Below are 25,517 nucleotides of genomic sequence, written 5' to 3'. Positions count from 1 at the left end.
CCAATAAAAAAGGGAATACCCAATGATATTCCCTTATTTCTACTGATTTGGCTAGCGCTTGTAATCAAGAATAATCACTACCTTTGATGCTTTGGTGTAGTGCCCCAAGCATTCTTTTTAGCCGGGCGTTTGCCGCCAGGCTTAGCGCCAGATTTTACGCCTTGGCCCTGTTTATTGCCGTTGGCTTTAGCTTCGCCCGACTTTTTCTGTCCAGTTTTGCCTTGCTCCGACTTGCGGTCAGCAAATTGATCAGCCGAGAAACGGGTGAAGGCTTTTTTGCCTTTGCCATCGTCCTTGGTATTCAGTTTCTTCTTATTGCGCAGCGCTTCACGCTCTTGACGCGATTCCGCAGGGACTAAACAGCTTGGGCTATTACCAATCAGCTTGTCTTTACCCATAGCAATAAGAGCTTCACGGATAAGTGGCCAACCTGCTGGGTCGTGGTAACGCAGTAGCGCTTTATGCAATTTACGCTGACGGCCTTTTTTCGGTACCGACACCTCTTCACTACTGTGCTTGACGTTCTTTAGTGAATTTAACTCAGTGTGGTAAATGGTGGTCGCATTTGCCATTGGCGATGGATAGAAGTTTTGCACTTGATCGAGCTTAAACTTCTCACCTTTAAGCCATAATGCCAGATTCACCATGTCTTCATTAGTGGTACCCGGGTGCGCCGAGATAAAGTAAGGGATCAGGTATTGTTTCTTACCCGCCTCTTTGGAGTACTTATCGAACAGCTCTTTAAACTTGTCGTAACTGCCCATGCCCGGCTTCATCATCTTGTTCAGCGGGCCCTCTTCAGTATGCTCTGGGGCAATCTTCAGGTAACCGCCCACATGGTGGGTTGCCAGCTCTTTAACGTAACGCGGATCTTCGGTGGCCAAGTCATAACGTACCCCAGAGGCGATAAGCACCTTCTTAATGCCAGGTACATCACGGGCTGCGCGGTACAGATCGATAGTCGCTTGATGATCGGTATCTAAATGGCCACAAATTGAGGGAAAAACGCAAGATAGACGGCGACAGGTGCTTTCAGCTTTTACACTAGAGCAGCCAAGACGGTACATGTTGGCTGTTGGGCCACCAAGGTCCGAGATCACACCAGTAAAGCCCGGCACTTTATCTTGGATATCTTTAATCTCTTTCACAATCGAGTCTTGTGAACGACTTTGAATAATGCGCCCTTCATGCTCGGTAATCGAACAGAATGAGCAACCGCCAAAGCAGCCTCGCATAATATTGATCGAAGTCTTAATCATGTCGTAGGCAGGAATTTTTTCTTTGCCGTATGAAGGATGAGGCACACGCTTATAGGCTAAGTCGAAAACGCCATCCATCTCATCGGTATTTAGCGGCCATGCTGGTGGGTTAACCCAAATCGCGCGCTCGGCATGTTTTTGAAACAGCGCTCGTGCACAACCTGGATTTTGCTCTTGATGTAAAATCCGTGATGCGTGGGCATATAAGAATTTGTCTTCAGAGACCTTCTCAAAGCTTGGCAGTAGCACATAGGTTTTCTCCCACGGCTTAGGTCTTGCTGGCTGAACACTGATCGCCTTTGGCGCATCATTGTCAAAAATCTTCTCATCCGTTGGGCCAGATAAATTTTTACAACCAACATCATCGGCACCATAAGGATTTGGGATCGGATCGATTTTATGTAGCTGATCTAGCTTGCGCGAGTCCATGCCCTTCCACTCAGGTAAAGGCTCTTTGCGGATCACTGTGGTGCCACGAATATTATGCAGCTGACTCATCGGCTCGCCATTGGCTAAGCGATGAGAAATCTCCACTAATGGGCGCTCAGCGTTTCCGTAAACCAGAATGTCGGCTTTTGCGTCTAAAATCACGCTACGGCGGACTTTATCTGACCAATAATCGTAGTGAGCAATACGGCGCAGACTGGCTTCAATACCACCAATCACCACTGGTACCTGTTTGAATGCTTCTTTACAGCGCTGAGTGTAAACGGTAACAGCACGATCTGGTCGCTTGCCACCAATGTTACCTGCGGTGTATGCATCATCATGTCGCATACGGCGTTCAGCAGTGTAACGGTTAATCATCGAGTCCATGTTACCGGCGGTTACACCGAAATAGAGGTTAGGCTTACCTAACTTCATAAAGTCATTTTTGTTAGACCAATCAGGTTGCGAGATAATGCCGACTCTAAAGCCTTGCGCTTCCAGCATTCGACCAATCACCGCCATACCAAAGCTTGGATGATCCACATATGCATCGCCAGTAACAATAATAATGTCGCAGCTGTCCCAGCCTAGTTTGTCCATCTCTTTACGAGACATAGGCAAAAATGGCGCTGGGCGAGTAAGCTCAGAGCGAAACTTGGGATGAGTGAAAAGTGTGGATTCTACTTGCATGGATTAGATAGCCTAACTGAGATAACAAAAAATACGCGGTTCACGCGTCCCTACTGATGCTCACAACGGGGACGCGGAGTATAACAGGCTCCGCACCATAGGTGTGACTAAAAAAGCATCAAATTGATGCTTTTTTTAGTATAGCCTATAAGACCATAAACTGGCTGTGGGTATTGCTACGCTTGGGATTGTGATTATCTTATCCAGATTTTCACTCTCAGATGTTACCGAGCAAACACCGCTATAGGTTAGTCACATATGCGATTAGATTGGTTACAACTAACCCCAAAGTTACCGCCCAAGTGGTTAACACTCCCCAAAAACGACCAAAATGATAACCACCTTGCCCTTGCGTTAAGCCAATGGCATGCATCAAGCGTGCGACTATCCATGCGGTACCAAATATATGCAACAATGCTGCACTGGTGCCATTCATCTCAGCAACGATAAGCAACAGCAACACTATCGGCGCATTTTCGAGTAAATTACCATGTACGCGTTGCGCTAATGCCAACGCTTCATTACCAGCGCTGCCAATACCAATCTTATGGGTACGTCTTAGTTTTATCACTCTGTAGGTAAGTGCTACAGCGAGTATTGCAGTCAGGCTAATATAGAGCCCAGAAATGGCTAGCGGCATTGTATGTCCTTATAGAAATTGTTCTCAATGCTACAGCATTACAATTTAGGATCATTATGTAAATAAATGGCAACCTTTTTAACTCAAATAGGTTAAGATGCGCTCGTAAAATAATGACGCTTAAACAGTCATATTAGCTGAAAACACAACCATCAACTAAACTACTGTTTAATATAAGTAAATAACCCTAATATTACCTTTAGTGAATAAGATGTTGGATAATCAAGAGTTCCTAGAGAAACGCCGTTTTATAATTAGACTCGGTAAAGCTCTACATAAGTTTGGTACGCCCGCCTACCGCCTTGAAGCCCACTTGCAAGCAGTCTCAAATCTGCTGGGCATTGAGGGTTATTTTTTGATCTCGCCAACCGCGCTGACCTTTGTGCTACAACACGACGAAGATCAAGAACATAACCATGTGGCAAGGGTTAAGCCTGGCGAACTGGATTTAGGCTCACTCGCCCGTACCGATGAACTCGTTGAAGAGCTTATGTCTGGTAAGCGAACCCTTGCTGAAGCACTTGAGAGATTAGAAGAGATCTCCAATAAGCCAAACCCCTATGGTACAGGGCTGACTCTATTGGCATTTGGCAGCTCCGCAGGCGCCTTTGCCATGTTAATGGGCACCAGCTGGAATGACGTATTTTGGTCAGCTATTTTGGGCTTGATGGTTTATGGCTTAGTTTACCGCGCAGAGCGCTCAAAGCGTATGGCGGAGATGCTTGAGCCTCTTGCCGCTATCTTGTGTGCCATTGCCGCAAGTGGCATTGCACAGTTTGACCCCAGTATGAATATTCCGGTGGTGATCCTCTCAGGCATCATCATCTTCATTCCAGGGCTCGCGTTAACGCTCGGCTTGGCAGAACTCGCCGCCAGAGATTTAATATCAGGTACTGCGAGGGTTATGGATGCCTTCATGTTGCTGTTTAAGCTGTATTTTGGCGTTATTCTCGGCTTAACCATTGGTAAGGCTTTGTTTGGTGAAACGACTTATGTTCCACCTGATTCATTACCTGAATGGGCTATCTGGTCTGCAGTACCTATTCTGTCGATGGCGCTAGTCATTATCTTTAAAGCCCGTATGAAAGACTCTCCTTGGGGCGTTCTAGCGGGGATTGTGGCATTCTTTTCAGCCATGCTTGGCGGGATCTACTTTGGTGACTCGATTGGTATTTTTTTCGGCGCGTTAGCCGTTGGGATCTACTCAAACCTGTTTGCCCGCTGGATGAAAGCACCGGCCACAATTGCGCTGCTGCAGGGCATAGTGATCTTAGTACCCGGTAGTAAGACCTATATTGGCCTCAACACCTTAATTCTAGGTGAAACTATTTTTAATCAGTCGCACCTAGGCACCCAAGTGTTCCTTATCTTTATGTCCATTGTAGCAGGGCTTATCTTCGCCAATGTGGCGGTTCCACCACGTAGAACCTTGTAACTTTGTCTGAAAAAAACTCCGCAATATAAAAATCGGGAAACGAGCGCTGCCATGCGCTCGTTTTATCTCTACAACTTCCGCCGCTATTTCTTGAATCCTCAGCTAAACTTGACTAAAGCGCTAGTTAGGTGTGTTATTGAATTGTAAAAACAATTCCACTAATAACAGTTGTTCATTTATTATTTACAACGGGGGTGTTTTCAAATCTATGACTCGATTCAGTCCCATGACTTTAGCCATTATCACTTTAACACTGCCTAGTGCAACTCACGCTGAAGTAACAAAAACGACTAAGCCTAATGATAAGCCTGCAGACTATGACCAAAAAAAGCAGGTAAAAAATATTGTGGTCAAAAGCAATGATATTTTTGACTTATCAGACCCTGAAACCTTCTTTATTCACCGCTGGGCCAACTACCTGCACATTAACACTCGCGATAATGTTATTCGTGACAAACTCAGCTTTAAAGAGAATGACAGTGTCAGCCAAAAAGATCTCGAAGAAGTGCAGCGTATTTTACGAGCTGAGCCCTATATCCGAGATGCTAAAGTTAGCTTTGCAAAGCCTGCACCTGATGCAGATATTGCGACAGATAAAGACGAAAACATTCTGGTGGAAACCTGGGATAACTGGTCATTACTGCCAACCTTTAGTGCTAGTAGAAGCGGTGGCGAGAGCAAGTTTTCGATAGGGATAAAGGAAGATAACTTACTTGGGTATGGCATCCGTACTCGCTTTAAGTACCAATCAAATGCGGACCGCACCGGTTATAAATTTGCTATTGAAGCACCGGTTTATTTTATTCAGCACGCCACCATAGAGGCCGATTTCTATGACAATAGCGACGGCCAAGCAACCTACCTCTATTTTGAAAAACCTTTCTACACACTCGACGGTAGCAACATGTATTCCGCGGAATATTTAGATGATCTTCGGGTCGACACCTTAAAGCAAAACGGCTTAGAGTTTAACGAGTTTGAACATGCTGTCACCTATAATAGTGCTCGCTTCGGCTGGCTACTCGACCACAATAGTGACGAGCTTTCACGGATCATTACCGGGCTGACTCAAGATAAACATGACTTCGATAATATCGAAGAGTACCCAACGTCAGAACTGCCACAAGACCGTGATTTCCTCTATCCATGGGTTGCCTATCAATACCTACAAGATGATTTTAAAGTGCTCAATAATGTCCACTTAATAAACTACAATGAGGACTTTAATCTCGGCTGGCAACACTACGTCAAACTTGGTATCGAAACCCGAGACCTGGGTGATGACTCCCCCGTTGGTTACCATATTAATTGGCAATCGAGCCGAGGCTTTCAAGCCCAAGATCATTTATTACTACTCGAGATGGATGGTGAAGGCGTATTTGCCACCAGCCAAAAGGACTACTTTAAAGTTAATGTCGCCGCAGAGTATTTTTATCACATTACACCTAAGTGGACCGCCTACTCTAAGTTGAGGTTGAGTGCCTCACAGAATAACTATATCGACCAACCTTTTGCCCTTGGTGATGACACCGGGATCCGCGGTTACCCTAACGATTATCAATATGGTGATAATCAATGGGCGTTTACAGCTGAGGTGCGTAACTACCCCAATATTAATCTGTATCAGTTAGCAGAACTGGGGTGGGCTGTATTTTCCGATGTTGGTCAAGCTACCGGCGGTAATGATGCCAATAATGAAATATCTGGGGTGATAGGCAGTGTTGGGATTGGTGCGCGGATTTACTCATCTAAATCAAGCTATGGCAACGTTGCTCATATCGATTTTAGTATGCCATTTACCACTGGCGTAGAAGTGAATAGTTGGGAGTGGCGCTTCTTAGTCAAAAACAGATTCTAATACTAGAACTCTATTGCCTTGCCGCTAACGACACACTGTAAATGTCCGCATCATTAATCCCTAGCATACTGATCACAACCGAGTCATTATCTGCTTTTGCCAGTGCTCGTTGACCACGAATACTCATTGCTGGCAAGCTAAACACTATCAGCTGCTCGCCCACGTCATTCATTGCCACAACTTGATCATTTTTATCTGTTCGCTTCACAAAATAAAGTACGTTGTTTTGATAGAAAAAACTGCCCCAATCACTACTTGAAAGCTCAGCGGTGACTTGAATATCTTCAGCGCCACTGTTGCTATGATAAAAGAGCCCGGCTTGATTATCGCGACTGTAATACAGACCCCCAACATTGTCTTCAACCGCATACTTTAGTACGCAAGTTGATGCCAATGAAGATGAAGGCTTAGTGCTAAATTGGGATAAAGAGCTAAAGCCAGACACACTTTATATCACAGCACTTGAGATCGGCACCGGTCCTGACGCAGCAGACAACATTGGCCTAATGCCCATCGAGCTCTACCGCAATGCAACCTACGTGACGAGCTCAGTTGACAGCGAATTGCTTAATACAGGTGACATGCTAACACTTAGCATTGAACTGGCTGCAAACACCAGCGACGAAGCTATGACATTCGACATTCAGACCCGTATTCCAGAAGGCTTAAGCATTGAAAATGATAGCCATATGGGTACCCTTGATGGACAAATGCTCAGCTGGCAAGTGACTCAGGCTGCCAATAGTGAAATACAAAACATTATTTTAGTGCTAAATACGGCTGAGCAAGTGATGTCTAAAACACTAAGCTTTGATGTTGCGCATACCGTCAACAGTGCCAGCCTGACCGAAACGGTTGGCCCGGTAATGCTTGAAGGTATCCCTGTAGCCCTTATTAACGGCAACTCAAGCGTTAATGTAAGCGCTGAAGAGCAAACGGTTGTGAGCCTGTCTGCTACAGATAGCACAGCACCCAATGCGGACGATGTGCTTACCTATAGCTGGGCACATGTTTCTGGCCCTGCAATCACTATCGATGATACGACTGCTGTCGATATCAATGTCACTCTACCCGACGTTGACGCTAACAGCAGTGCCGTCGTAGAACTCACAGTGAGTAACGGCACTAAAACCGCGACAGTGGCAACTGCAACGATTGCGATTACCGCAAAAGTGGTTACGCCAGACCCTGAGCCAACATCTGATTCAAGTGGTGGTGCAATGGGGTTATCGGTTTTACTATTAGGTTTATTGGGCATACGACGTCGTTCGCAAAAGTCGTCAAGCTAATAGCAAAACGGGCGCTATTTTGAAGTGATAGCGCCCAAAGTTAGGTTTCTTGTCAATTAGGATCGCTTATAGCTAGGATCTTTTAGGTTTATTCTTTTGCCGACCGCCTAGCGGTCGGCATTTTTAATGCCACAACATTGAACAAAACGATTCAAGTTACAATGGAGTGCCCATCGATATGAGCAGCATTGCCTAAAACTTATAGTCCAGAGTCAGATATACCTGTTGGCTATTATCAATAGTGATCCCATGGCGCTCGTAATCTTGTTCTAGATAGCGATAACCTAGGTCTGAGGAGAAGTGCTCACTCCATTTATATTGCACACCTACTTGCCCTCCCCAAGCCACATCCGTATCAGCACGCCCAGCAATCTTATTATCATTGGCACCTACAGACACACCGGCAAAAAGATTGACGTCTTTATGTACCGGGATCAGGTAATCGTAAGACAGTAACCAGCTGTATTGCTCCTGCTTATAATCCATACCGCCTTGCGAGAATTCATCCTCCATGTAACCAAAGGTACCGGTAATTCGATGTTGCTGCTCAATCAACACGCCGACGCGCCCTTGCCATGAAACATCTTCGGTATCATGGCTAATTTTGCCATCGACGCTATCAGTTTGATAACCTGCCGCAGCACCAACAAAAAACTCAACTTCGGCAGCATTGACGCTGCTAACGAGTAAACCTGAACATAAAACACCGGTTAACATTGTTTTAATTTTCATAACAAACCTCACTCATGACTAATCTGCTTAATGTCGTTATCGACGTTGAAGCTAGATTACCCCTTGGTTATTCAATGAAAAAGTGCCTGTAGCCAGCTAGTTTGTATCGTATTTTGAGACAAAATACCGTAGAAAAATATTATACTAAGAGACGATAAATGCGCTAGTTTGCCTTAGTGCGGACGTTTATTATCAAGAAATGCCTCACCGCTTAGCCCCCCCCCCAAAATAGCCTCTAAGTTGAAAATATTTAATGGGTAAATTGGATTTCAGAAATAGAAGCTCTGGCAGTTTGGTTATCAATCTGATTTAATCATTGTCGTTACTAAGAATTGAAGATAACAGCCATCAATAAAACAAAAATACAGGCAAGGCGACTCAAAGCGCCTCAGCAGCAATCAACAAAGACATTAACTATTATGTTTATGCTGTTGCTGTGCCAGTTTTTTGTAATGAGCTCAGCCTATTCGGTGCAATACCCGAATGGTAAACACCCAATGGGAAGCAGTGTCAGTCATCACCACAGTCATGACTCGGTCCTCAAAGCAGTCCACTCTCATGATGCTCCACAGCCAACGCCTTTTAATGCTACTGAGTCTATTATCGATCTTATCGAGAGCTCAACAGCTTTAATGACCGACACCGGTGAACATGACCATAACAATCATTCACACACACCATCGCATCCGCCTGTAGAGTCACACTTTGACAGCGAGTTTTACCAAGCTGGCACCATTAATGATGCTGACGTGTTGTATAGACATGATAGATACGCGCCACCCAACCCACCTCCACATCGCTAATTATTTTTTACTGCGCTAATCAGCGCAAAACTATTAATGCACAGTAGGCTCTGAGCTATTCAGGCTGAAATAGCTGTGCATAATCAAAAAAATAATTGGAGTATTATAATGAGCCAATCTCTGGCTAATCCAATGGCGAAGTCTCTTCGGCTATTGGTGATTTTTTTGGGGTTATTTGCCTCTTTCTCTCTGTTTGCCCACGGTGTGGATGAGAGTACTAAGCAATTTCTAGCCGCAAATCAAGGGGTATCAATTCTGCCCTTTATCTATATCGGCGCTAAACATATGGTCACCGGCTACGACCATCTACTGTTTCTAGTCGGGGTAATTTTCTTCCTTTATCGCACCAAAGATGTGTTGTTATATGTCAGTCTATTCACCCTAGGGCATAGCATTACCTTGCTATATGGCGTCTTCAATGACATCCAAGTTAATCCTTATATTATTGATGCGATTATCGGGTTTTCAATTGTCTACAAGGGGTTTGATAACTTGGGCGGCTTTCAGCGTATATTCGGTTACCAGCCCAACACCAAAGTCGCAGTGGCAATCTTCGGCTTGTTCCACGGCTTTGGTTTAGCCACCAAGATCCAAGAGTTTCAGCTACCACAAGAGGGGCTGATGGCGAACATCATTGCCTTTAATGTCGGCGTCGAAATCGGCCAATTCTTAGCGCTAGGCATGGTGCTTATCTTGATGAGCTTTTGGCGTAGACATAAAAGCTTTCTGCAGTTTTCAACCGCAGCAAATACCTTACTTATGAGTGGCGGGTTAATGCTCGTCGGCTATCAGCTTAGCGGCTATTTCATCAATTAACTCATTGCCGCAATTTAGCCTGAAGCGATGCATAGATAAATAATTTTAGGAAACACAATGACAGATAAAACACAAAACCAAGCACATCATTCAATGAGTAGCACTATTGATATACCTGTTCACTCTAATACCACATTATTAAAAGCCAGCATTGCTGCGACCGTTATTGCGGCGGTAGTACTAGTGACCGCGATATTACCAGCTGAGTACAACATCGATCCAACGGGTATCGGAAAGTCTCTCGGCTTAACTAAAATAGCCACTGCGACCGAAACTAACTCCCCCAGCAGCAATCCCCAACAGCATGCTGTACCGAGTAAAAGCACAATCGTTATTAGTCAGGCTCCGTCTGTAGCTGAGATCAAAGAAGTTAGAGCCCTAGTTACGGGTCTTCGTCAAGACACGGTAGAGATAGTGATTCCTGCGGGTAAAGGGCTTGAGTACAAGTTATTACTCAATGCAGGCGAGCATTTAGAGTATGACTGGCGCACTGATGGCAGCGAGCTTTACTTTGATTTTCACGGTGAGCCTCAAGGCGATAAGACTGGATTTTATGAAAGCTTTGCAATTACCACGTCCGATCAAATGCAAGGCACACTCACCACACCGTTTGCAGGTGCTCATGGTTGGTACTGGAAAAACAAAACCAGTGAGCCAATCACGGTGACACTTACAACCAAAGGTGCCTATCTAATTAAAGGCTAATCACACATTTTAAGCACAAAAAAGCCCGCTACGATTGAGTACGTAGCGGGCTTACATTGTTATAAGTCAAAGCGTGCTATTGGGTAGACTTGTTGTCAGCTTCTTTATCTTCAATATCAGCGAACGCGATAATCTTTTGTTTTATAGCCTCTTTCTCGGCTTTATCTTTCAAGCGGTAGATTCGTTTTATCTGTGCTTTCAGCATTGGATCTTGTGGAGTGGATACGGTATCAAAACCAACTTCTACCTTGCCTAAGGTTGATGTTACCAATAAGCCTTGCGCAAACCGCAAATCGATCAAGCCACCGCTGAGCACAAACAAGTAACTTTCTCGCGGTCTAGAGTTAACGATTATTGTATATTTGTCGACCTCTTCCCAACCATCCATTCTAAAGTTATCGATAGAATAAACCTGCTCTAATTCAGGAAAAGTATACTGTGCATTGCGCTCCGTTGCCGTTTCCGTTGACGTGCAGCCAGCTAAAACAAGCGTGGCGCCAAGCACCACAAGATTCCATAGCTTCATTGTTATCTCCGTACATTTGACAACTTAAATCTAGCAGCAAAAAAGCACTCTGCAAATATTACATACTCTGCGCTAGTTAACTGCTCGCCGGCCCTGTATCAATAGCAAGATAAAATACAAACCACCGACAACTGATACCACAGTCCCCGCGGCAACTTGCGATGGATAAACCACGTTTTGTCCTATCCAATCCGACAGCACCATTAAGCCAGCACCGATGATGGCGGCGGCTGGTAACTGCAACTGCACTTTTTTAGCGCCTAAAATGACTGCCATGTGTGGTGCTAACAACCCGACAAATGCGACAGGCCCCATGGTTGCGGTAACAACTCCACATAACAGGGCAACACAACAAAGCAGTAGCATGAATGCTCTAGGTACATTTAACCCTCGAGCCTTGGCAAACTCTCGTCCGGTCGAGATTAACGTTAACCAGCGCGAGGTGACGAGTGCAAACGCAATCAGTCCTAACACACTAACGATCAGTATCACTGCTGCACTGGGTGATACTCGGTAGGTTGAGCCAGCTAACCAACTCAAAATGGTGTAAGAGGTTTCATCGCCCCCGGCCAATGCAAACTGCACCATCGCCTCAATAAGTGCAGTCAAAGCGATACCGGTCAGTATCAACATCGACGGCGCATAACGGTGGCGTTTACCTAACAAGAGTAACAATCCAAGAACCGTCATACTGCCCAAAAATGCAATAGCCGGCGCCGCATCAAAAATATTCAGACCAACAAAAATACTACCAGCAACTAAGGCGCATGTTGCGCCTGCAGAGATCCCTAAAATATCGGGACTCGCTAACGGGTTATAGATAAGTCGCTGTAGCAATACCCCCGCGACAGCCAAGCCAGAACCCGCTGCAATACCCGTGATAATTCTTGGCCATTGGATCTGCCAGGCAAAGGCATCTGGAATCGCCCATAACCATACTGTAGCGTCATTTACCGTTGATTTTGTAAACACTAGTACCAAAACAATGACGGCAAACAAACTCGCCAGCATCGTAATAAGCGTACTTGGACTCATCTGGTAACGGCTTTTAGGCAATGAGAAAGATAGCTGATCCTGTGCGCCCATTTTTCGACGGGTAAACCAAATAAGTGCCGGGGCACCAATAAGCGCTGCAGCGGTACCAGAAGGAACTAAGTCGAAGGTCAACATGCTCATTGCAATAGCAAGCGCATCGGTAATCACCAGAACTGTCGCACCTAGTAACATACTAAAAAACAGTTCATCTCGTGGAGTACGCGCACCTAATTGGCGAGCAATATTGGGCGCGAGTAAACCAATAAAACTGATAACCCCAACAGCGGTAATGGAGGTGGCGACAAGCCAAATACCCAAAGTGAACAATGCCAAAATGGCGGGGATAATATTTAATCCGCGCGCCGCGGCGCCGGCCTGCCCCATTCTTAAAAGGGCCAATACTCGCGGAGCCAGCAGTAGAATAAGCACTGACACACTCAGCTTAGGCAATAACCATTGCACCTGCTGCCAACCATTTTGAGCCAGATCTCCGGCGCCCCAAATAAACAGATTCTTAGCGTATTGGTCATTGAGCAAAATAATCGCAGTGGCGATTGCACCCAATAGAATATTCACCGCCATACCGGCAAGCACCACGGGTAAACCAGAAAGGTTACGCACGCCTGCAATTAAAATCACTAACCCCAGTGTAAGCATGGCGCCAACCGTTGCCGCAACAGATGCATATTGGCCAACAAATTCTGGGAAAAACACATTCAGTAGCACCAGTGCTAACCATGCACCGGAGGCGGTACCCAATGTCATCGGTGACACCAGCGGGTTCTGGGTCAATTGCTGCATTAAGCTGCCAACCAGACCTAGCATTGCTCCGACCATCACGGCCATCACTATCCGTGGCAACTGCGACTCAGTAAACATAATCGCATCAAAGCTAGTCGCTAACGTCAGTCTGTCGGCAAAATTAAGGAGCAAGTGCCACTGCTGTGACAAACTAATCTGGGTGTCAATTTGTGCTGAAATAATGGCAAAAACCATTAACGCGACAAAAGTAACGCTATATCGAGAAACTATCTTACTGGGCATTATTGGTTCTGCTCACTCTCGTTTTGAGGTAACGATGAAGGTGGAATTGGCGCTATCGCTAGCAAGCTCTCAGTTAATGCAGCTGCCATATATTCAATAGATACCGCACCACCGTAGTTCCAAGCTGGTTTAACACTATTCATTTTGTGGTGGCGTACAAAGGGAAAGGCATTCCACATAACACTGGTCGATAACTGCTGCTGTTGCGCAAAGGGTTCAAAATAAAGCGCGATACCGTCGCCAACATGACGCAGTTCTTTAAGGCGCTTTTGCTTAACTCCCCACTGAGTCGGTGCCTGTTCTATCGCCGCAGAAATCCCCAATAATGACAGCGCATATTGCGCAGTTGAGTTATCACCAAATTGATAGATTGAGGTCATGCTAGCAAATCTAAAGGTCGTCACAGTCGGCAGTTTTCCTTGATAAGCTTGTGCCAACTGCTGACGCATTGTCGCTATCGAGTGCTGCATTTGCGTTAGCCTTTGCTCTGCCTGTGTTTCTCTATCAAGCAGTTGTGCTATCAATCTAAAATTATCAATGGCCGCCCTAGCGTTATCATGGTGCTCGCTATAGGTTTGGTAGAACAAAACAGGCGCAATTTTTTCCAGTCGTGGTAATAGATCTAACTGCGGTGAAGCAATGATGATGACGTCGGGTTTAAGCGTTGCTAAACGTTGAAAATTGGGTTCAACTCGGCTGCCAATATCCATTACTGAGTCAGGTACTTTAGGCTGCATAACCCACTCTCTGTAACCATTAATGTCAGGCATAGCAATGGGGGTCACCCCAAGCGCCAAGACTTGCTCAGCAACGTCCCAATTCAGTGCCGCCACGCGGATAGGTGTGGCAGGCAACTGGTGTTGGCCGCGACTGTCTACAACCGTAATCGTTGTTGACGACGTTTTGGCAAATAACGTACTAGGTAGCCATAACAACAGTAAAACAAAGATGGCACGCCTTAGCATACAATCGCTACCTTATGATTCTGGTTCGGGTGATCAATCAAAGTCACTGGTGTGGCATATAAATCACTAAGTCGCTGCTCATCTTGCAACAATGAGGCCTCACCACTAAAAGCAACTTTACCCGCTTTTAATGCAACAATTTGGGTCGCAAAACGCAGCGCCAAATTAAGATCATGCAAAATGACAATCACCCCTTTGCCAGTGCTTTTATTCAAATTACTGAGCAATTCCATCAACTGGTATTGATGATGAATATCAAGTGCAGAGGTTGGCTCATCTAATATTAATAGCTCAGCTTGTTGAGCGAGTAACATCGCAACCCATGTCCGTTGCCGCTCACCACCAGAGAGCTGATCAGCCAAAGTATCTTTAAATGCTGTAACTCCTGTTTCCTCCATCGCTTGCGCAATGATCTGCTCATCTTCTTTGCGCCAGCGCCCCAAAGTACCACGCCAAGGAAATCGGCCTAAACGTACCAACTCTGTCACATTAAGCCCTGCTACTTCCGGTAGCTTTTGCGGTAAATAAGCAACGGTTCTCGCTAACTCTTTGGCACTATATTGTTTGATTGGTTGCTCACCAAGCATCACTTCGCCCTCTTCAGGGTTAAACTGATTAGCAAGCAAGTTCACCAGAGTAGATTTACCTGAACCGTTGTGACCTAACACCACTGTCAAAGCATGGGGGTCGATATTTAGTGATTCTATATCTAGGATGGTACGCTGATCTCTAATGACTTTGACGTGTGTCAATTGGTACATGATTTACTCTTTTGTTTAAGCCGCGGACAATTGGCACACTTTACACCAGCCGTTGTTTTATAAACGCAGCAACAGCTAGTGCGATTGAGCGAGAGCTTGTTATCTAGCTTAGAAAGACACAAGGATTTTAAATGCAAATCTGAAAAATTGAGCGCATCTAGCCATAACTTAGCATGGCGACGAATGAAACTGTCACTCATTTCAGGATGAGACTTCTGCATCAATAACAGCTTAGCAAATAAGGCATCGGCAATAAGATGTTCAGTAAAGCGAGGGCGACAACGCGCCCACTGATCAAGCTCTTTACGGTAATGCTCAAATAGCTGTGACAGCTGTTTACCCGCCTGCCGAATTAAACACTCATAATCTCCGGTCGCACAATCAGTACAGTTAAAACGAAACCCTGCCACTAAACCATTATCATGCTGCTGCAGCATATTATTAAGATCCGGTAAAATACGTAACTGGTAGATAGAGGTGAGCGTTAGATAGAGTGGCTGCCAAGTGAGCAGATCCCAGCTTCGTGTTAACCAATAGCTTCTGCCCGCTTCAGGAGATTGCTGCATCAAACTGCTATGCAGTGACTTAATAATGGTGATGTTAGATCTATTCGCTGAGATTAACTCTAGCTCAGAACTAGATTCAGACTCAGCATCGGTAAATTCGCCTTTGAGGTAAGGAGAGATCTGCTGACACTCTTGGTAAATTTGATTAAAAACAGCCTGATTCATTAATGCATTAACCTTAGTAAATACCAGGGAGAGGTTTCATCGGCTGAAACCTCTCCCTGTGACTAACAACTAGAAGTTATATTTGAAGTTAAGTTCGATATTACGCTCAGCGCCATACCAGCAGTTAACCGTGTCATAACAGGTATAGTACTCTTCGTTAAAGAGGTTGTTCGCCACTAAGTTAACGCTGGCGCCAAGTAGACTGCCGCTTAGCTCACCCAAGTCATAACCTAGCGACAAGTCAACTAACGTGTATGAATCAACGGTATCGGTATTCATAGCATCGATCTGCATTTCACCGACGTACCGAACACCACCACCAATACGTATACCCGCTAATGCACCATCTTCAATATAGTAGTTAGACCAAAGTGATGCAGCATGCTTTGGCACATAGATAGGACTTTTGCCTTGTAGGCCATTACCGCTATCTTTAGTGATCTCCATATCGATGTAGGTGTAGTTCAACGCCACATCAAAGTTGTCAGTCATGTACCACTGGCTTTCAAACTCGGCACCGCGAGACTCAATTTCACCTATCTGAAGCTTGTCGCCCCAAGGATCATTAGGGTCTGCCATTAATGCATCACTTTTCACTATGTTAAACAGCGAAACAGCCATAGTCTTGCTGCGATCATCAGAGCTGTATTTAACACCAACTTCTAGCTGCTCAGCCAACTCAGGCTGGTAGGTAGAGCCATCTTTTTTGGTTCCCGCGACGGGTTCAAAACTGGTTGCGTAGCTTGCAAATGGTGAAAAACCACTATCGAACTCATACATGGCACCGACACGGTAAGAGAAATGGTCATGATCGGCGGCATTATTGGTGTCGCCATAGGAGTCAGAGTATTCACTTGAAGAGCTGTAATCATCAAATCGGCCACCAGCAATCACAATCAACTTGTCGATGCGCATTTGATCTTGAAAATACAGACCTAACTGCTCTACTTGCACATTATCACGGGCGTCATAGGTTGAGCTAAGTGCATCACGCTCAATCATATCGTTGTTCGGATTGAAAATATTGAAATCGCCAAACTGGCTGGTTGTGCCGAATTCTGAGTAAGCAGATACACCATCAAGCTTTTGATAATCAAGACCAAACAGCACGTTATGCTCAACTTTTCCAGTATTGAATGAGCCAGACAGTTGGTTATCTATCGTGTAACCAGTTGACGTCTCATCGGTGCTGTAGATATTTCTATCAAGCGAACCTGTCATTGGGTCAAAACCCGACTCCAAGTGATAAGTATTTTCTTGATACAGCTTGGCATCCATATAGCGGAAGTTCTGTAGGAAAGACCAGTTATCATTGAAATCATGGTTAACTTTATAGCCTGCAAGTATGAACTCACGCTCGAAAGTCGACCAATTTTTGTCTCCTGCAAAAGTTGATGGGCTAGTGCTACCCGCAGGGTTTTCACTGATCATGCCTGATGAAGGTAGCGAAGAGTTCATCCCCATTGCAGGATCATTCTGGTAGTAAAGGTTAAAGTTGATGTAAGTGCTGTCTGAAACATTCCAGTCAAGCGACGGTGCAAACACAAAACGTTCTTCTTCAGTATGATCGACTTGACCATCTTTACTGCGCGCCAACGCAATAATACGGTATGAAAAATCACTATCACCAATCTGGCCAGTAGTATCAATAGATGCTTCCACTAAGTTATTTGAACCTGTGGCAAAATTGACTTCAGTGCTATCAGCCGCTTGCGGTGACTTAGCAATCATATTGACCATACCACCTGGTGGCATTGAACCGTAGAGTACTGAGGTAGGTCCTTTGAAAACTTCAACTTGTTCAAGGGCAATCGGATCAATCTGTGGTTGGAGGTTCCAGCCGTTTAAGTACTGCAGTACTAAGCCGTCATAGTAGCTTTGGTTAACGTCGAAACCACGTATATTGAAAGTGTCATACATGGTGACCGCGCCACCTTTTTGCTCAGTCGTCACACCAGGAACGTAACGTAGTGCTTGGTTAAGTGACTTAACCCCACGCTCACTCAGCAACTCGCTGTCGATCACCGTTACACCTTGCGGTGTTTCCATCGGCGTTAACGAGGTTTTAGTCGCGGTATTACGATAGGCTTGACCCAATACAGTGATGGTCTCCATTGGCGGAATTTCAACCGTTAAGTCTTCAGACTCCGCTGCAACAACCTGCGATGAACAAAATAGTGATGCGCTAATAGCGGTAGCAACTACTGTTAAGTGAAAAGCCTTATTACCCTGAACTGAGACCATACTGTCCTCTATATACCCTAATGTGATTCACACTTGCTCTATCTACAATAAGTGAATACTAATGAGAATGATTATCAAACGCGATGGTATAGTCTTTTTGAGGGAGATATTTAACAATTTGGTGCAAAAGAGGAAGAAAAAGACAGGAAATTTAGTTTTTGCGAATGCTGTCACCTTTTAGCTTTTACTAATGTTGTGACTTAGCTTTTATCGGTAACCAGTATTCCATATGCTTAAGGTCGGTAATGGTTGAGGTGATCTTACCGTAGCTTTCCAGTTCATAACCATCAATGCTCACAAAGCCAGATTCCGGTAGCCAATCACAAATAAGCCACTCCACTAACTGAGAGAATTCATTAACAGCGCCGTTATATGAAACAACCGCGTACTCCTGTGCAGGGACAGTTAACCGACAGAGTGGCCCATCGCTCAATAGTGGTTGTAATGATTGCAACTGCTCAGCAGCTAACTCCAATGCAGCCCAATAACGAATGCTTTTCTGCTCAGTGGTAAGCGAGAGAGTATCGACCACTCCAAGCATATTGCCCATTAGTGGTAATTGTTGCTCAATAATATCGAACAGACGCAACCAAGTGTCGGGCACAATGGATGAAAAGTCAGGAGTCTCAGACAATACCCCTTTAATGGGTGACGAGAGGCCATATACGGTAAACGCCTCGCGATACTCAATATGAGTTTGTAAGAAAGTGGTATCTATTTTTTTGTTGGCTTTAAATTCAGGCCGTATCACAATAGGGTTTCTAAGTCCGACACGCGTACCCCGCCGTTGATATTGCTTCGGGCTCACACCAAACAACTGCTTAAAAGAACGACTAAAGCTAACCTCAGAGTTAAACCCTAATTCATAAGCAATATCTAACATTCGAGATTGACCTAACAATACTTTGTCAGCGGCGACACTGAGCTTAAGCTCGCGCACATATTGCGCCACATTTAAGCCTGTTTGCTGCTGAAAGATCCGCTGCAGCTGCCAGCGGGAACATTGACTATGCTCTGCGATATCTTCCAAAGACAAGGGTTGGTCGAGATGGCTATGAATGAAGCTTAATACCCGCTCAATGCGAGAGAAAGATGAACGGATTGCCATAATTCAGCCCCCATAAGCGTTATTTAGATATTGATGAAATTAGCTTATTCACAATTTAACATAGTCTTAGCACTGATATATATCTTAGCTTGAATTTAAATAGCCGAAAGGCAAAGCATCAACAACAACTGAAAAATTCAACCAAACTCATGATACCTCTGATAGTTATAACCAGCTAGCGAGGCTCAGATCTAAAACAAAAATAACACCCATAAAAAATGCCACTATCAAAGCGGCATTTTGAATGCTAGGTGAGTTTAGTCACTTAAGTGCGCAGCGTGAAAGCGCATATGCTGCTCAATGAAGCTGGCGATAAAGTAGTAACTATGATCATAACCATCATGCATATTCAGCGTTAACGGATAACCACTCACTTTGGCCGCTGCTTGTAGCATTTCAGGTTTTAGCTGCTCAACCAAGAAGTTGTCGCCTTCACCTTGGTCAACCAATGCCGGTACAAATTCAGTCGATTTGCGCATCAATAAACTGGCATCATATTCAGCCCATGTACTCGTGTCACGACCAAGATAAGTTGTGAGTGCCTTTTTACCCCAAGGACAATTAACAGGGTTACTAATTGGGCTAAATGCAGACACTGACTGATATGCAGCAGCGTTACGCATAGCGATAACCAAGGCACCATGACCACCCATTGAGTGACCCGCAATCGATCGTTTGTCACTCACTGGGAACATAGATTCAATCAGCGTCGGCAGCTCATTAACCACGTAATCATACATTTGATAATGACGGCTCCAAGGTGCTTGGGTGGCATTGACGTAGAAACCTGCGCCTTGACCTAAGTCGTAGCCATCATCGTCTGCTACACCTTCACCGCGCGGACTAGTATCAGGCGCTACAATTGCTATTCCTAATTCCGCCGCTATGGCTTGCACACCTGCTTTTTGCATGAAGTTTTCATCAGTACAAGTTAAGCCTGACAACCAATACAGCACAGGCACTTTTTGACCATTTGACGCTTGCGGTGGTAAATAAATAGCAAATCGCATCGCACAGTTTAACGACTCTGATTGGTGAGTATATTGCTTATGCCAACCACCAAAGCTCTTATTTACGCTAATATTTTCAATTGTCATGCTTGCATCTCTTGTCATGTTTAACCCTTTTGCTCATTGTAAAAGGGTTAAACAGCCACTGAATAGGTTTAGATTTCGGGTGGTAAATATTACTTATCGAAATGGATAACAGTACGAATACTCTTACCTTCATGCATTAAGTCAAAGGCTTCATTCACTTGATCAAGACCCATGGTGTGGGTGATAAAGTCGTTTAACTTAAACTCACCCGCCATGTAACGCTCTACATATTCAGGTAGCTCTGAGCGACCTTTAACGCCACCGAATGCACTGCCTTTCCATACACGGCCTGTCACCAGTTGGAATGGACGCGTTGAGATCTCTTGGCCTGCACCAGCAACACCGATAACCACTGACTCGCCCCAACCTTTATGACAGCACTCAAGTGCACTGCGCATAACGTTAACGTTACCGATACATTCGAATGAGTAATCTACGCCACCATCAGTAAGCTCGACAATCACGTCTTGAATTGGCTTGTCATAATCTTTTGGATTGATGCAATCTGTTGCACCCAGTTGACGTGCTAGCTCAAACTTACTTTCGTTAATATCGATAGCAATAATACGTGATGCTTTAGCCATCTCTGCACCAATCACAGCTGAAAGACCAATACCACCCATACCGAATACGGCAACTGTCGCGCCCTCTTCAACCTTGGCGGTATTCATCACCGCGCCCATACCGGTTGTAACGCCACAACCTAATAAGCACACTTCTTCAAGCGGTGCTTCTGGGTTAACTTTAGCCAATGAAATCTCAGGTAATACTGTGTACTCAGAGAAGGTTGAAGTGCCCATGTAATGGAAGATATCAACACCATCTTTAGAGAAACGAGTCGTGCCATCAGGCATTAGACCTTGACCTTGGGTTTCACGGATCTTCTGACAAAGGTTAGTTTTACCAGACTTACAGAACTTACATTCACCACACTCAGGCGTATAAAGTGGAATAACATGATCGCCGACTTGAACACTGGTAACACCTTCACCGATAGACTCAACAATACCGCCACCTTCGTGACCGAGAATGCATGGGAAGATCCCTTCTGGATCATCGCCTGAAAGTGTAAAGGCATCGGTATGACAAACACCTGTTGCAATCATCTTGACGCGGACTTCACCTTTTTGCGGTGGCATCACGTCTACGATTTCCATCGTCAGTGGTTGTCCAACGGCCCAAGCCACTGCGGCTTTTGATTTAATAGTCTGTGCAGTCATCTGTAATACCTACTTTATATAGAGTTAAAAAACGGTCTTATCTAATCAACCAGTGCCGTCATGAATATGCCAACATTATAGCGAGCCACCAATAATTGATAATCCCACTATTATGCAATTTACTTTTACCATATGGTAATAATAGAGTGGATAGTGAGACACTATTACTCACACTATAACCATCGCTATTGAGGCTTGAGCTCAAATGAGCCTGCTTAACGAAGCTGGCTGCCTTTACTGCCGCGTCGATTAAACAGGCTGACTTTTTTCTGTTGTTCATCGAGTTCACTCTGGCAGCTCACACAAAAACGTACGCCTTGAATTGCCTGCCGACGTGCCTCAGGGATCGGCGCTCCACACTCCTCACAGAAAAATAAACTTGTGCCCAAAGACAATTCACTGCGAATATGCGCAACACCATCGGCAACACTATTATCAACCTGATCTTGCACCGCCCCATCGCGGGCCCAACCACCAGCCATATTGACTCCTCAATCTAGCCCCAAGCTTGCCGTTATGACCCAGCATGGTTTTGCTGACAGAGTTAAAGTTTAGAAGAGCGTAAGCAAATTGCCACGCCACTTTGATGGTGCAAATTATACTCAGTGAACCAAAACTGATAATCCCACAAAACTGAAAATTTCTTTTACCGTATGGTAATAATTAAGCCTTAAACAACCAGGTAACATTGCATTTAGGCTAGAGTTAGCAATAATTGGCATCATTGACAGCTGGGACAAGTAGAGAGCGTATATGTTTAACTGGGAAGGTGTGAGCGAGTTTGTTGCTGTGGCCGAAACGGAAAGCTTCACTAAAGCAGCTGCGCGCTTAGGGATCTCAACAGCCCAGGTCAGCCGTCAAGTGAGTGCTCTTGAAACGCGGCTAGCCGCTAAGCTATTCCATCGCACTACTCGCAAGGTATCGGTTACCGAAGTCGGCAGAGTGTACTACCAACATTGTCGCCAAGTGCTAGATGGCTTAGATGAAGCGGAACGCGCTATCACCAATTTGCAGACCACTCCAAGGGGATTGCTAAAGATCACCGCCCCTGTCACTTATGGCGAAGGCACCATCGCACCGCTGATCAATGACTTCCTCACGCAGTACCCCGAACTAGAAGTGCAAATGAATTTGACCAACCTTAAAGTCGACTTGGTCGACCAAGGTTACGATCTGGCGATCCGTTTAGGTCAATTGGAAGATTCAAGCATGATGGCTAAACGCCTCAGCTCACGCACCCAATATGTTTGTGCCTCCCCAAGTTACGTTTCCACCTATGGCCTGCCGCACACCTTGTCCGAGCTTGACCAGCACAACTGCTTAATTGGCACATTAGATTACTGGCGTTTTCAAGAAAAGGGCAAAGCCAGAAATGTACGGATAAAAGGAAACTTCAGCTGCAATAGCGGCCATGCCTTAGTTGATGCCGCTATCAAAGGCTTAGGCATTATTCAGCTGCCTGACTATTACGTGAACCCGTTTATCGCCTCTGGAGAGCTAGTGTCACTGTTGGAAAATAACCGCCAAGCCGACGAAGGTATATGGGCACTCTACCCACATAATCGCCACTTATCACCCAAGGTGCGTATGCTGCTCGATTTCCTCGGTGACAAATTAGCGTAGCTTCATATGCGGTATACAGCTTTGATTCTTTACCGTAACCGGCTAAAAAGTCTTACCTAGTGTCAAATACACTGTTTTATGCTGCTGATCATTTACGCCAAAACCGAGTACCGCAGGACCGAACTCGGTTTCGGTGCCGATAAATAAGCTACCGGCATAAATGAGATCATCTAGACCGCGATTACTTTTGTGTTGCCACACGTTACCCGCTTCTGCCGACGCGCCCAAATAAACCGGAATCGCTCTACCACCAAAAGCATGCCAATCAATTCGATATTGGTACACCAAAGATCCGTAGGCGAGTTGCGAGCCTACAAGCGCATCTTTATGCAAACCCGATAAATTAAGAAAACCGCCCAGTTTTTGCGTATGGATCAAACTAATTTGTTCGCTATCAATACCGCTCACGCTAATTTTGTTGATAAGTGTATGCTGCTTAACGCTGCGGGCATGTTTAAAAGCAAACTCGTAATTAAACAGCTCAGTATCGCCAAGCACATCGCCAAAGTTGGGTATCGTCAGTGGTTGTAACTCATCTTTGCTGTAAGCGCCTTTAAAATAGAACAGCGTACCCTCTTGAGGGAAACTATAACTATCTAGTGAATCGTAGCTTATCAGCGCGAAGCTAGAAAAGGTGTCGTAGTCGATATCGGCGCTGAGAATTGCCGGCCCTTCAATCTTGCCCGTTTCAGCTGAAAAGCCGAACTCAACGATCATGTCATTAGTGATATTCACGCCAACTGACGTACTGAGGCTGTGAGCTTTGGTCACCGTCTTGAGGCTGCGCTGATTATCCCAAAAGTAGAGCTGCTCCTCTTGGGAATACTGGTAGCGTGATTTCCAGTAATACTTATTAAGTGCATCGAGTGGCAAGCGATATTCAGTCGCTAGTTGCTTTTCTCTGCCGGAGGTGAGCTCGAAACGCAGTTGACCGTCAGTGCCAGCCACTTGGTTCATGCTATAGATAAGATCCAACTTAAGATCAGAGATCTCCCCAAAGTCCTCCTCCCACGAAAAACCAATATCAAAGAAGTTTGGCCCCCAGCTTTTTTCTTCCGTTTTCAGCTGCAGCTCTTTAGTACCATCAGCAGTCATTAACGCATCAACTTCTACTCGCTCAAAATGATTAAGCGCATAGACCCGATCAATCGCATCAACAATATCGGCTGCATCAACATTGTCTCCTGCACAGAGCCCTGCTGCTGTTGCTACTTTTTTATTGCTAGTAGCGCTGTGGTTAATTAATACCACTGAATCAATAGATTGCTGTTGGTAAGACTGTAAAGCTTGCTTGTAATTGGCACGTTGAGCCTGATATTGCTCAAAGGTATCAACGCTAACCGAGAGCGCTAATAGCTGTTCACTATGGGCAACAGCCGCCTGCTCACCTTTTTTAAAGCCGAGCGGCATACTGCTAAAATCGGTGGTGTCTAACTGGCTGATATCAGGGCGAATTAAGATATCTTGTGGCTGCAGATTGTTAATTTGCTCCACCGCATTTGCCCGAGTCATGATAGTCGATAGCTGGCCTAATATCGCAAAACTGTCTTTAAGCTCCTCTTTAGGCGCCAAATCAGCACCGATATCAATAGCAATAACAACATCGGCACCCATGTCTCGCACCGTATCAGCAGGCATATTACTGACCATGCCGCCATCCGCTAGATACTGACCGCCTATTTCAACCGGCTGCAAAATGCCAGGCACTGACGCCGATGCTTGCATAGCTGTGAGTAAACTACCTGACTCTAGCACCACGGCATGACCAGTGACGATATCGGTAGCAATAGCCTTAAAAGGGATCGCTAAATCATCGAATGATTGCTGCAGCGGCACCATACCCGCAGAGCGAATGTATAAGTTACCCATGGTTTGGCCACGCAGCACACCTTGCGGCATCAGTAGCTCACCGTCGAGTGAACCAAACTCAAAGGGTAAGTTGAAACGGTCAAAGTCTTGTTTATCATGATAATTAAGTGCTTTACGCGGGACCGCATCATCAAAACCACTGCTCCAGTCTAATTCGAGCATGATTTGCTCTATCTCATCAGGACTGTAGCCCAATGCATATAAACCACCCACATAGGCACCAATGCTGGTCCCCGCAATGTAATCAATGGCGATATTGTTCGCTTCTAAATAGCGCAACACACCGACATGCGCAGCCCCCTTAGCACCACCACCGCTTAAGGCTAAACCAATTTTTCTTCGCTTAGTTATTGGGTCAAGAGCATCACTTTGCTCAATATCATTGGCAGATACTGTAGGGCTTACAAGAGTCGCGACGACCAGCAAAGCAGTTACTCTAATTGGAAAATTGCTCACAACCACACCCAGTTAAATATGATGTGACTATTTTAAGGGGGAAGTAATTGACTCATTAAGTGCCTAACGTGAGTTTGATTGTCTCAAATGAACAGACAATATTTAGTAAGCATAAAATCAAATAGTTCGACCTTATTTTAAACAAATTAACGACCCAGCAAATTTGCTCGCAGCCTAATCTA

The 25,517-nt window shown here is 45.1% G+C and carries 22 protein-coding genes; 7 read left to right on the top strand and 15 right to left on the bottom strand.

Features of this window, described 5'->3' with window-relative positions:
- Positions 1-77: 77 nt before the first annotated feature.
- Together AB4135_RS12620 and AB4135_RS12615 are read right to left on the bottom strand one after the other, a co-directional pair.
- A complete protein-coding gene (locus AB4135_RS12620; protein ID WP_371993328.1) occupies positions 78-2,378 on the bottom strand; it encodes a YgiQ family radical SAM protein in 2,301 nt (766 codons plus the stop codon).
- Between the two features lie 241 nt (positions 2,379-2,619).
- Positions 2,620-3,018 (bottom strand): MAPEG family protein, encoded by a 399-nt coding sequence (locus AB4135_RS12615; RefSeq protein WP_371993326.1) that lies wholly within the window; start codon positions 3,016-3,018, stop codon positions 2,620-2,622.
- A 214-nt stretch (positions 3,019-3,232) separates the two neighbouring features.
- Here AB4135_RS12615 and AB4135_RS12610 point away from each other — a divergent pair, with 214 nt between their 5' ends.
- A complete protein-coding gene (locus tag AB4135_RS12610) occupies positions 3,233-4,453 on the top strand; it encodes a threonine/serine exporter ThrE family protein (RefSeq protein WP_371993506.1) in 1,221 nt (406 codons plus the stop codon).
- 208 nt (positions 4,454-4,661) lie between these two features.
- The gene (locus AB4135_RS12605) at positions 4,662-6,311 is read left to right on the top strand and encodes a ShlB/FhaC/HecB family hemolysin secretion/activation protein (protein ID WP_371993324.1); all 1,650 of its coding nucleotides are present in this window, start codon (positions 4,662-4,664) and stop codon (positions 6,309-6,311) included.
- Positions 6,312-6,321: 10 nt separating this feature from the next.
- Here the strand turns inward: AB4135_RS12605 and AB4135_RS12600 are convergent, their stop codons facing one another.
- A complete protein-coding gene (locus AB4135_RS12600; RefSeq protein WP_371993322.1) occupies positions 6,322-6,705 on the bottom strand; it encodes a hypothetical protein in 384 nt (127 codons plus the stop codon).
- On the opposite strand from AB4135_RS12600, the gene AB4135_RS12595 reads away from it, so the two are divergent.
- Positions 6,665-7,600, top strand: a complete 936-nt coding sequence (locus AB4135_RS12595; protein WP_371993320.1) for a hypothetical protein — start codon at positions 6,665-6,667, stop codon at positions 7,598-7,600. The genes AB4135_RS12600 and AB4135_RS12595 overlap by 41 nt on opposite strands.
- 192 nt (positions 7,601-7,792) lie before the next feature.
- Here AB4135_RS12595 and AB4135_RS12590 read toward each other — a convergent pair whose 3' ends face one another.
- Positions 7,793-8,332, bottom strand: coding sequence for an outer membrane beta-barrel protein (locus tag AB4135_RS12590; protein ID WP_371993318.1), 540 nt, complete (start codon positions 8,330-8,332; stop codon positions 7,793-7,795).
- 452 nt (positions 8,333-8,784) lie between these two features.
- On the opposite strand from AB4135_RS12590, the gene AB4135_RS12585 reads away from it, so the two are divergent.
- The 3 genes from AB4135_RS12585 to AB4135_RS12575 all read left to right on the top strand — a co-directional run bounded on the left by AB4135_RS12585 (position 8,785) and on the right by AB4135_RS12575 (position 10,656).
- Positions 8,785-9,135, top strand: a complete 351-nt coding sequence (locus AB4135_RS12585) for a hypothetical protein (protein WP_371993316.1) — start codon at positions 8,785-8,787, stop codon at positions 9,133-9,135.
- 108 nt (positions 9,136-9,243) lie between these two features.
- A complete protein-coding gene (locus AB4135_RS12580; protein WP_371993314.1) occupies positions 9,244-9,951 on the top strand; it encodes a HupE/UreJ family protein in 708 nt (235 codons plus the stop codon).
- Between the two features lie 57 nt (positions 9,952-10,008).
- The gene (locus AB4135_RS12575; protein WP_371993312.1) at positions 10,009-10,656 is read left to right on the top strand and encodes a hypothetical protein; all 648 of its coding nucleotides are present in this window, start codon (positions 10,009-10,011) and stop codon (positions 10,654-10,656) included.
- A 76-nt stretch (positions 10,657-10,732) separates the two neighbouring features.
- Here the strand turns inward: AB4135_RS12575 and AB4135_RS12570 are convergent, their stop codons facing one another.
- The 10 genes from AB4135_RS12570 to AB4135_RS12525 all read right to left on the bottom strand — a co-directional run bounded on the left by AB4135_RS12570 (position 10,733) and on the right by AB4135_RS12525 (position 21,869).
- Positions 10,733-11,182, bottom strand: coding sequence for a DUF6491 family protein (locus AB4135_RS12570; RefSeq protein WP_371993310.1), 450 nt, complete (start codon positions 11,180-11,182; stop codon positions 10,733-10,735).
- Between the two features lie 72 nt (positions 11,183-11,254).
- Positions 11,255-13,261 (bottom strand): Fe(3+)-hydroxamate ABC transporter permease FhuB, encoded by a 2,007-nt coding sequence (gene fhuB / locus AB4135_RS12565; protein ID WP_371993308.1) that lies wholly within the window; start codon positions 13,259-13,261, stop codon positions 11,255-11,257.
- Entirely contained in the window at positions 13,261-14,226 is a 966-nt protein-coding gene (locus AB4135_RS12560) for an iron-siderophore ABC transporter substrate-binding protein (protein ID WP_371993307.1), read from the bottom strand. The genes fhuB and AB4135_RS12560 overlap by 1 nt, the downstream gene beginning before the upstream one ends.
- Positions 14,220-14,987 (bottom strand): ABC transporter ATP-binding protein, encoded by a 768-nt coding sequence (locus AB4135_RS12555; RefSeq protein WP_371993305.1) that lies wholly within the window; start codon positions 14,985-14,987, stop codon positions 14,220-14,222. The genes AB4135_RS12560 and AB4135_RS12555 overlap by 7 nt, the downstream gene beginning before the upstream one ends.
- The gene (locus AB4135_RS12550; RefSeq protein ID WP_371993303.1) at positions 14,975-15,718 is read right to left on the bottom strand and encodes a siderophore ferric iron reductase; all 744 of its coding nucleotides are present in this window, start codon (positions 15,716-15,718) and stop codon (positions 14,975-14,977) included. Before AB4135_RS12550 ends, AB4135_RS12555 begins: the two co-directional genes overlap by 13 nt.
- Positions 15,719-15,787: 69 nt before the next feature.
- Positions 15,788-17,962 carry a TonB-dependent siderophore receptor gene (locus AB4135_RS12545; protein ID WP_371993301.1) on the bottom strand — a complete coding sequence of 725 codons (2,175 nt, stop codon included), beginning with the start codon at positions 17,960-17,962 and terminating at the stop codon, positions 15,788-15,790.
- 187 nt (positions 17,963-18,149) lie between these two features.
- Positions 18,150-19,070, bottom strand: coding sequence for a helix-turn-helix domain-containing protein (locus AB4135_RS12540; protein ID WP_371993300.1), 921 nt, complete (start codon positions 19,068-19,070; stop codon positions 18,150-18,152).
- Positions 19,071-19,327: 257 nt separating this feature from the next.
- Positions 19,328-20,167 carry an S-formylglutathione hydrolase gene (gene fghA, locus AB4135_RS12535; protein WP_371993504.1) on the bottom strand — a complete coding sequence of 280 codons (840 nt, stop codon included), beginning with the start codon at positions 20,165-20,167 and terminating at the stop codon, positions 19,328-19,330.
- 89 nt (positions 20,168-20,256) lie between these two features.
- Positions 20,257-21,387: an S-(hydroxymethyl)glutathione dehydrogenase/class III alcohol dehydrogenase gene (locus AB4135_RS12530; protein WP_371993298.1), complete on the bottom strand. Its 1,131-nt coding sequence runs from the start codon at positions 21,385-21,387 to the stop codon at positions 20,257-20,259.
- A 215-nt stretch (positions 21,388-21,602) separates the two neighbouring features.
- A complete protein-coding gene (locus AB4135_RS12525) occupies positions 21,603-21,869 on the bottom strand; it encodes a DksA/TraR family C4-type zinc finger protein (RefSeq protein WP_371993296.1) in 267 nt (88 codons plus the stop codon).
- A 271-nt stretch (positions 21,870-22,140) separates the two neighbouring features.
- Between AB4135_RS12525 and AB4135_RS12520 the strand changes: the two genes are divergently transcribed.
- Positions 22,141-23,010 (top strand): LysR substrate-binding domain-containing protein, encoded by an 870-nt coding sequence (locus tag AB4135_RS12520; protein WP_371993295.1) that lies wholly within the window; start codon positions 22,141-22,143, stop codon positions 23,008-23,010.
- 42 nt (positions 23,011-23,052) lie between these two features.
- On the opposite strand, the gene AB4135_RS12515 is transcribed toward AB4135_RS12520, so the two are convergent.
- Entirely contained in the window at positions 23,053-25,335 is a 2,283-nt protein-coding gene (locus tag AB4135_RS12515; RefSeq protein ID WP_371993293.1) for a patatin-like phospholipase family protein, read from the bottom strand.
- Positions 25,336-25,517 lie beyond the last annotated feature (182 nt).

It is taken from the genome of Shewanella sp. 10N.286.54.B9 (genome assembly GCF_041468565.1).
GTDB lineage: Bacteria > Pseudomonadota > Gammaproteobacteria > Enterobacterales > Shewanellaceae > Shewanella.
Note: the sequence above shows the minus strand (reverse complement) of the source record. Positions and strands in the feature narration are given on the sequence as shown.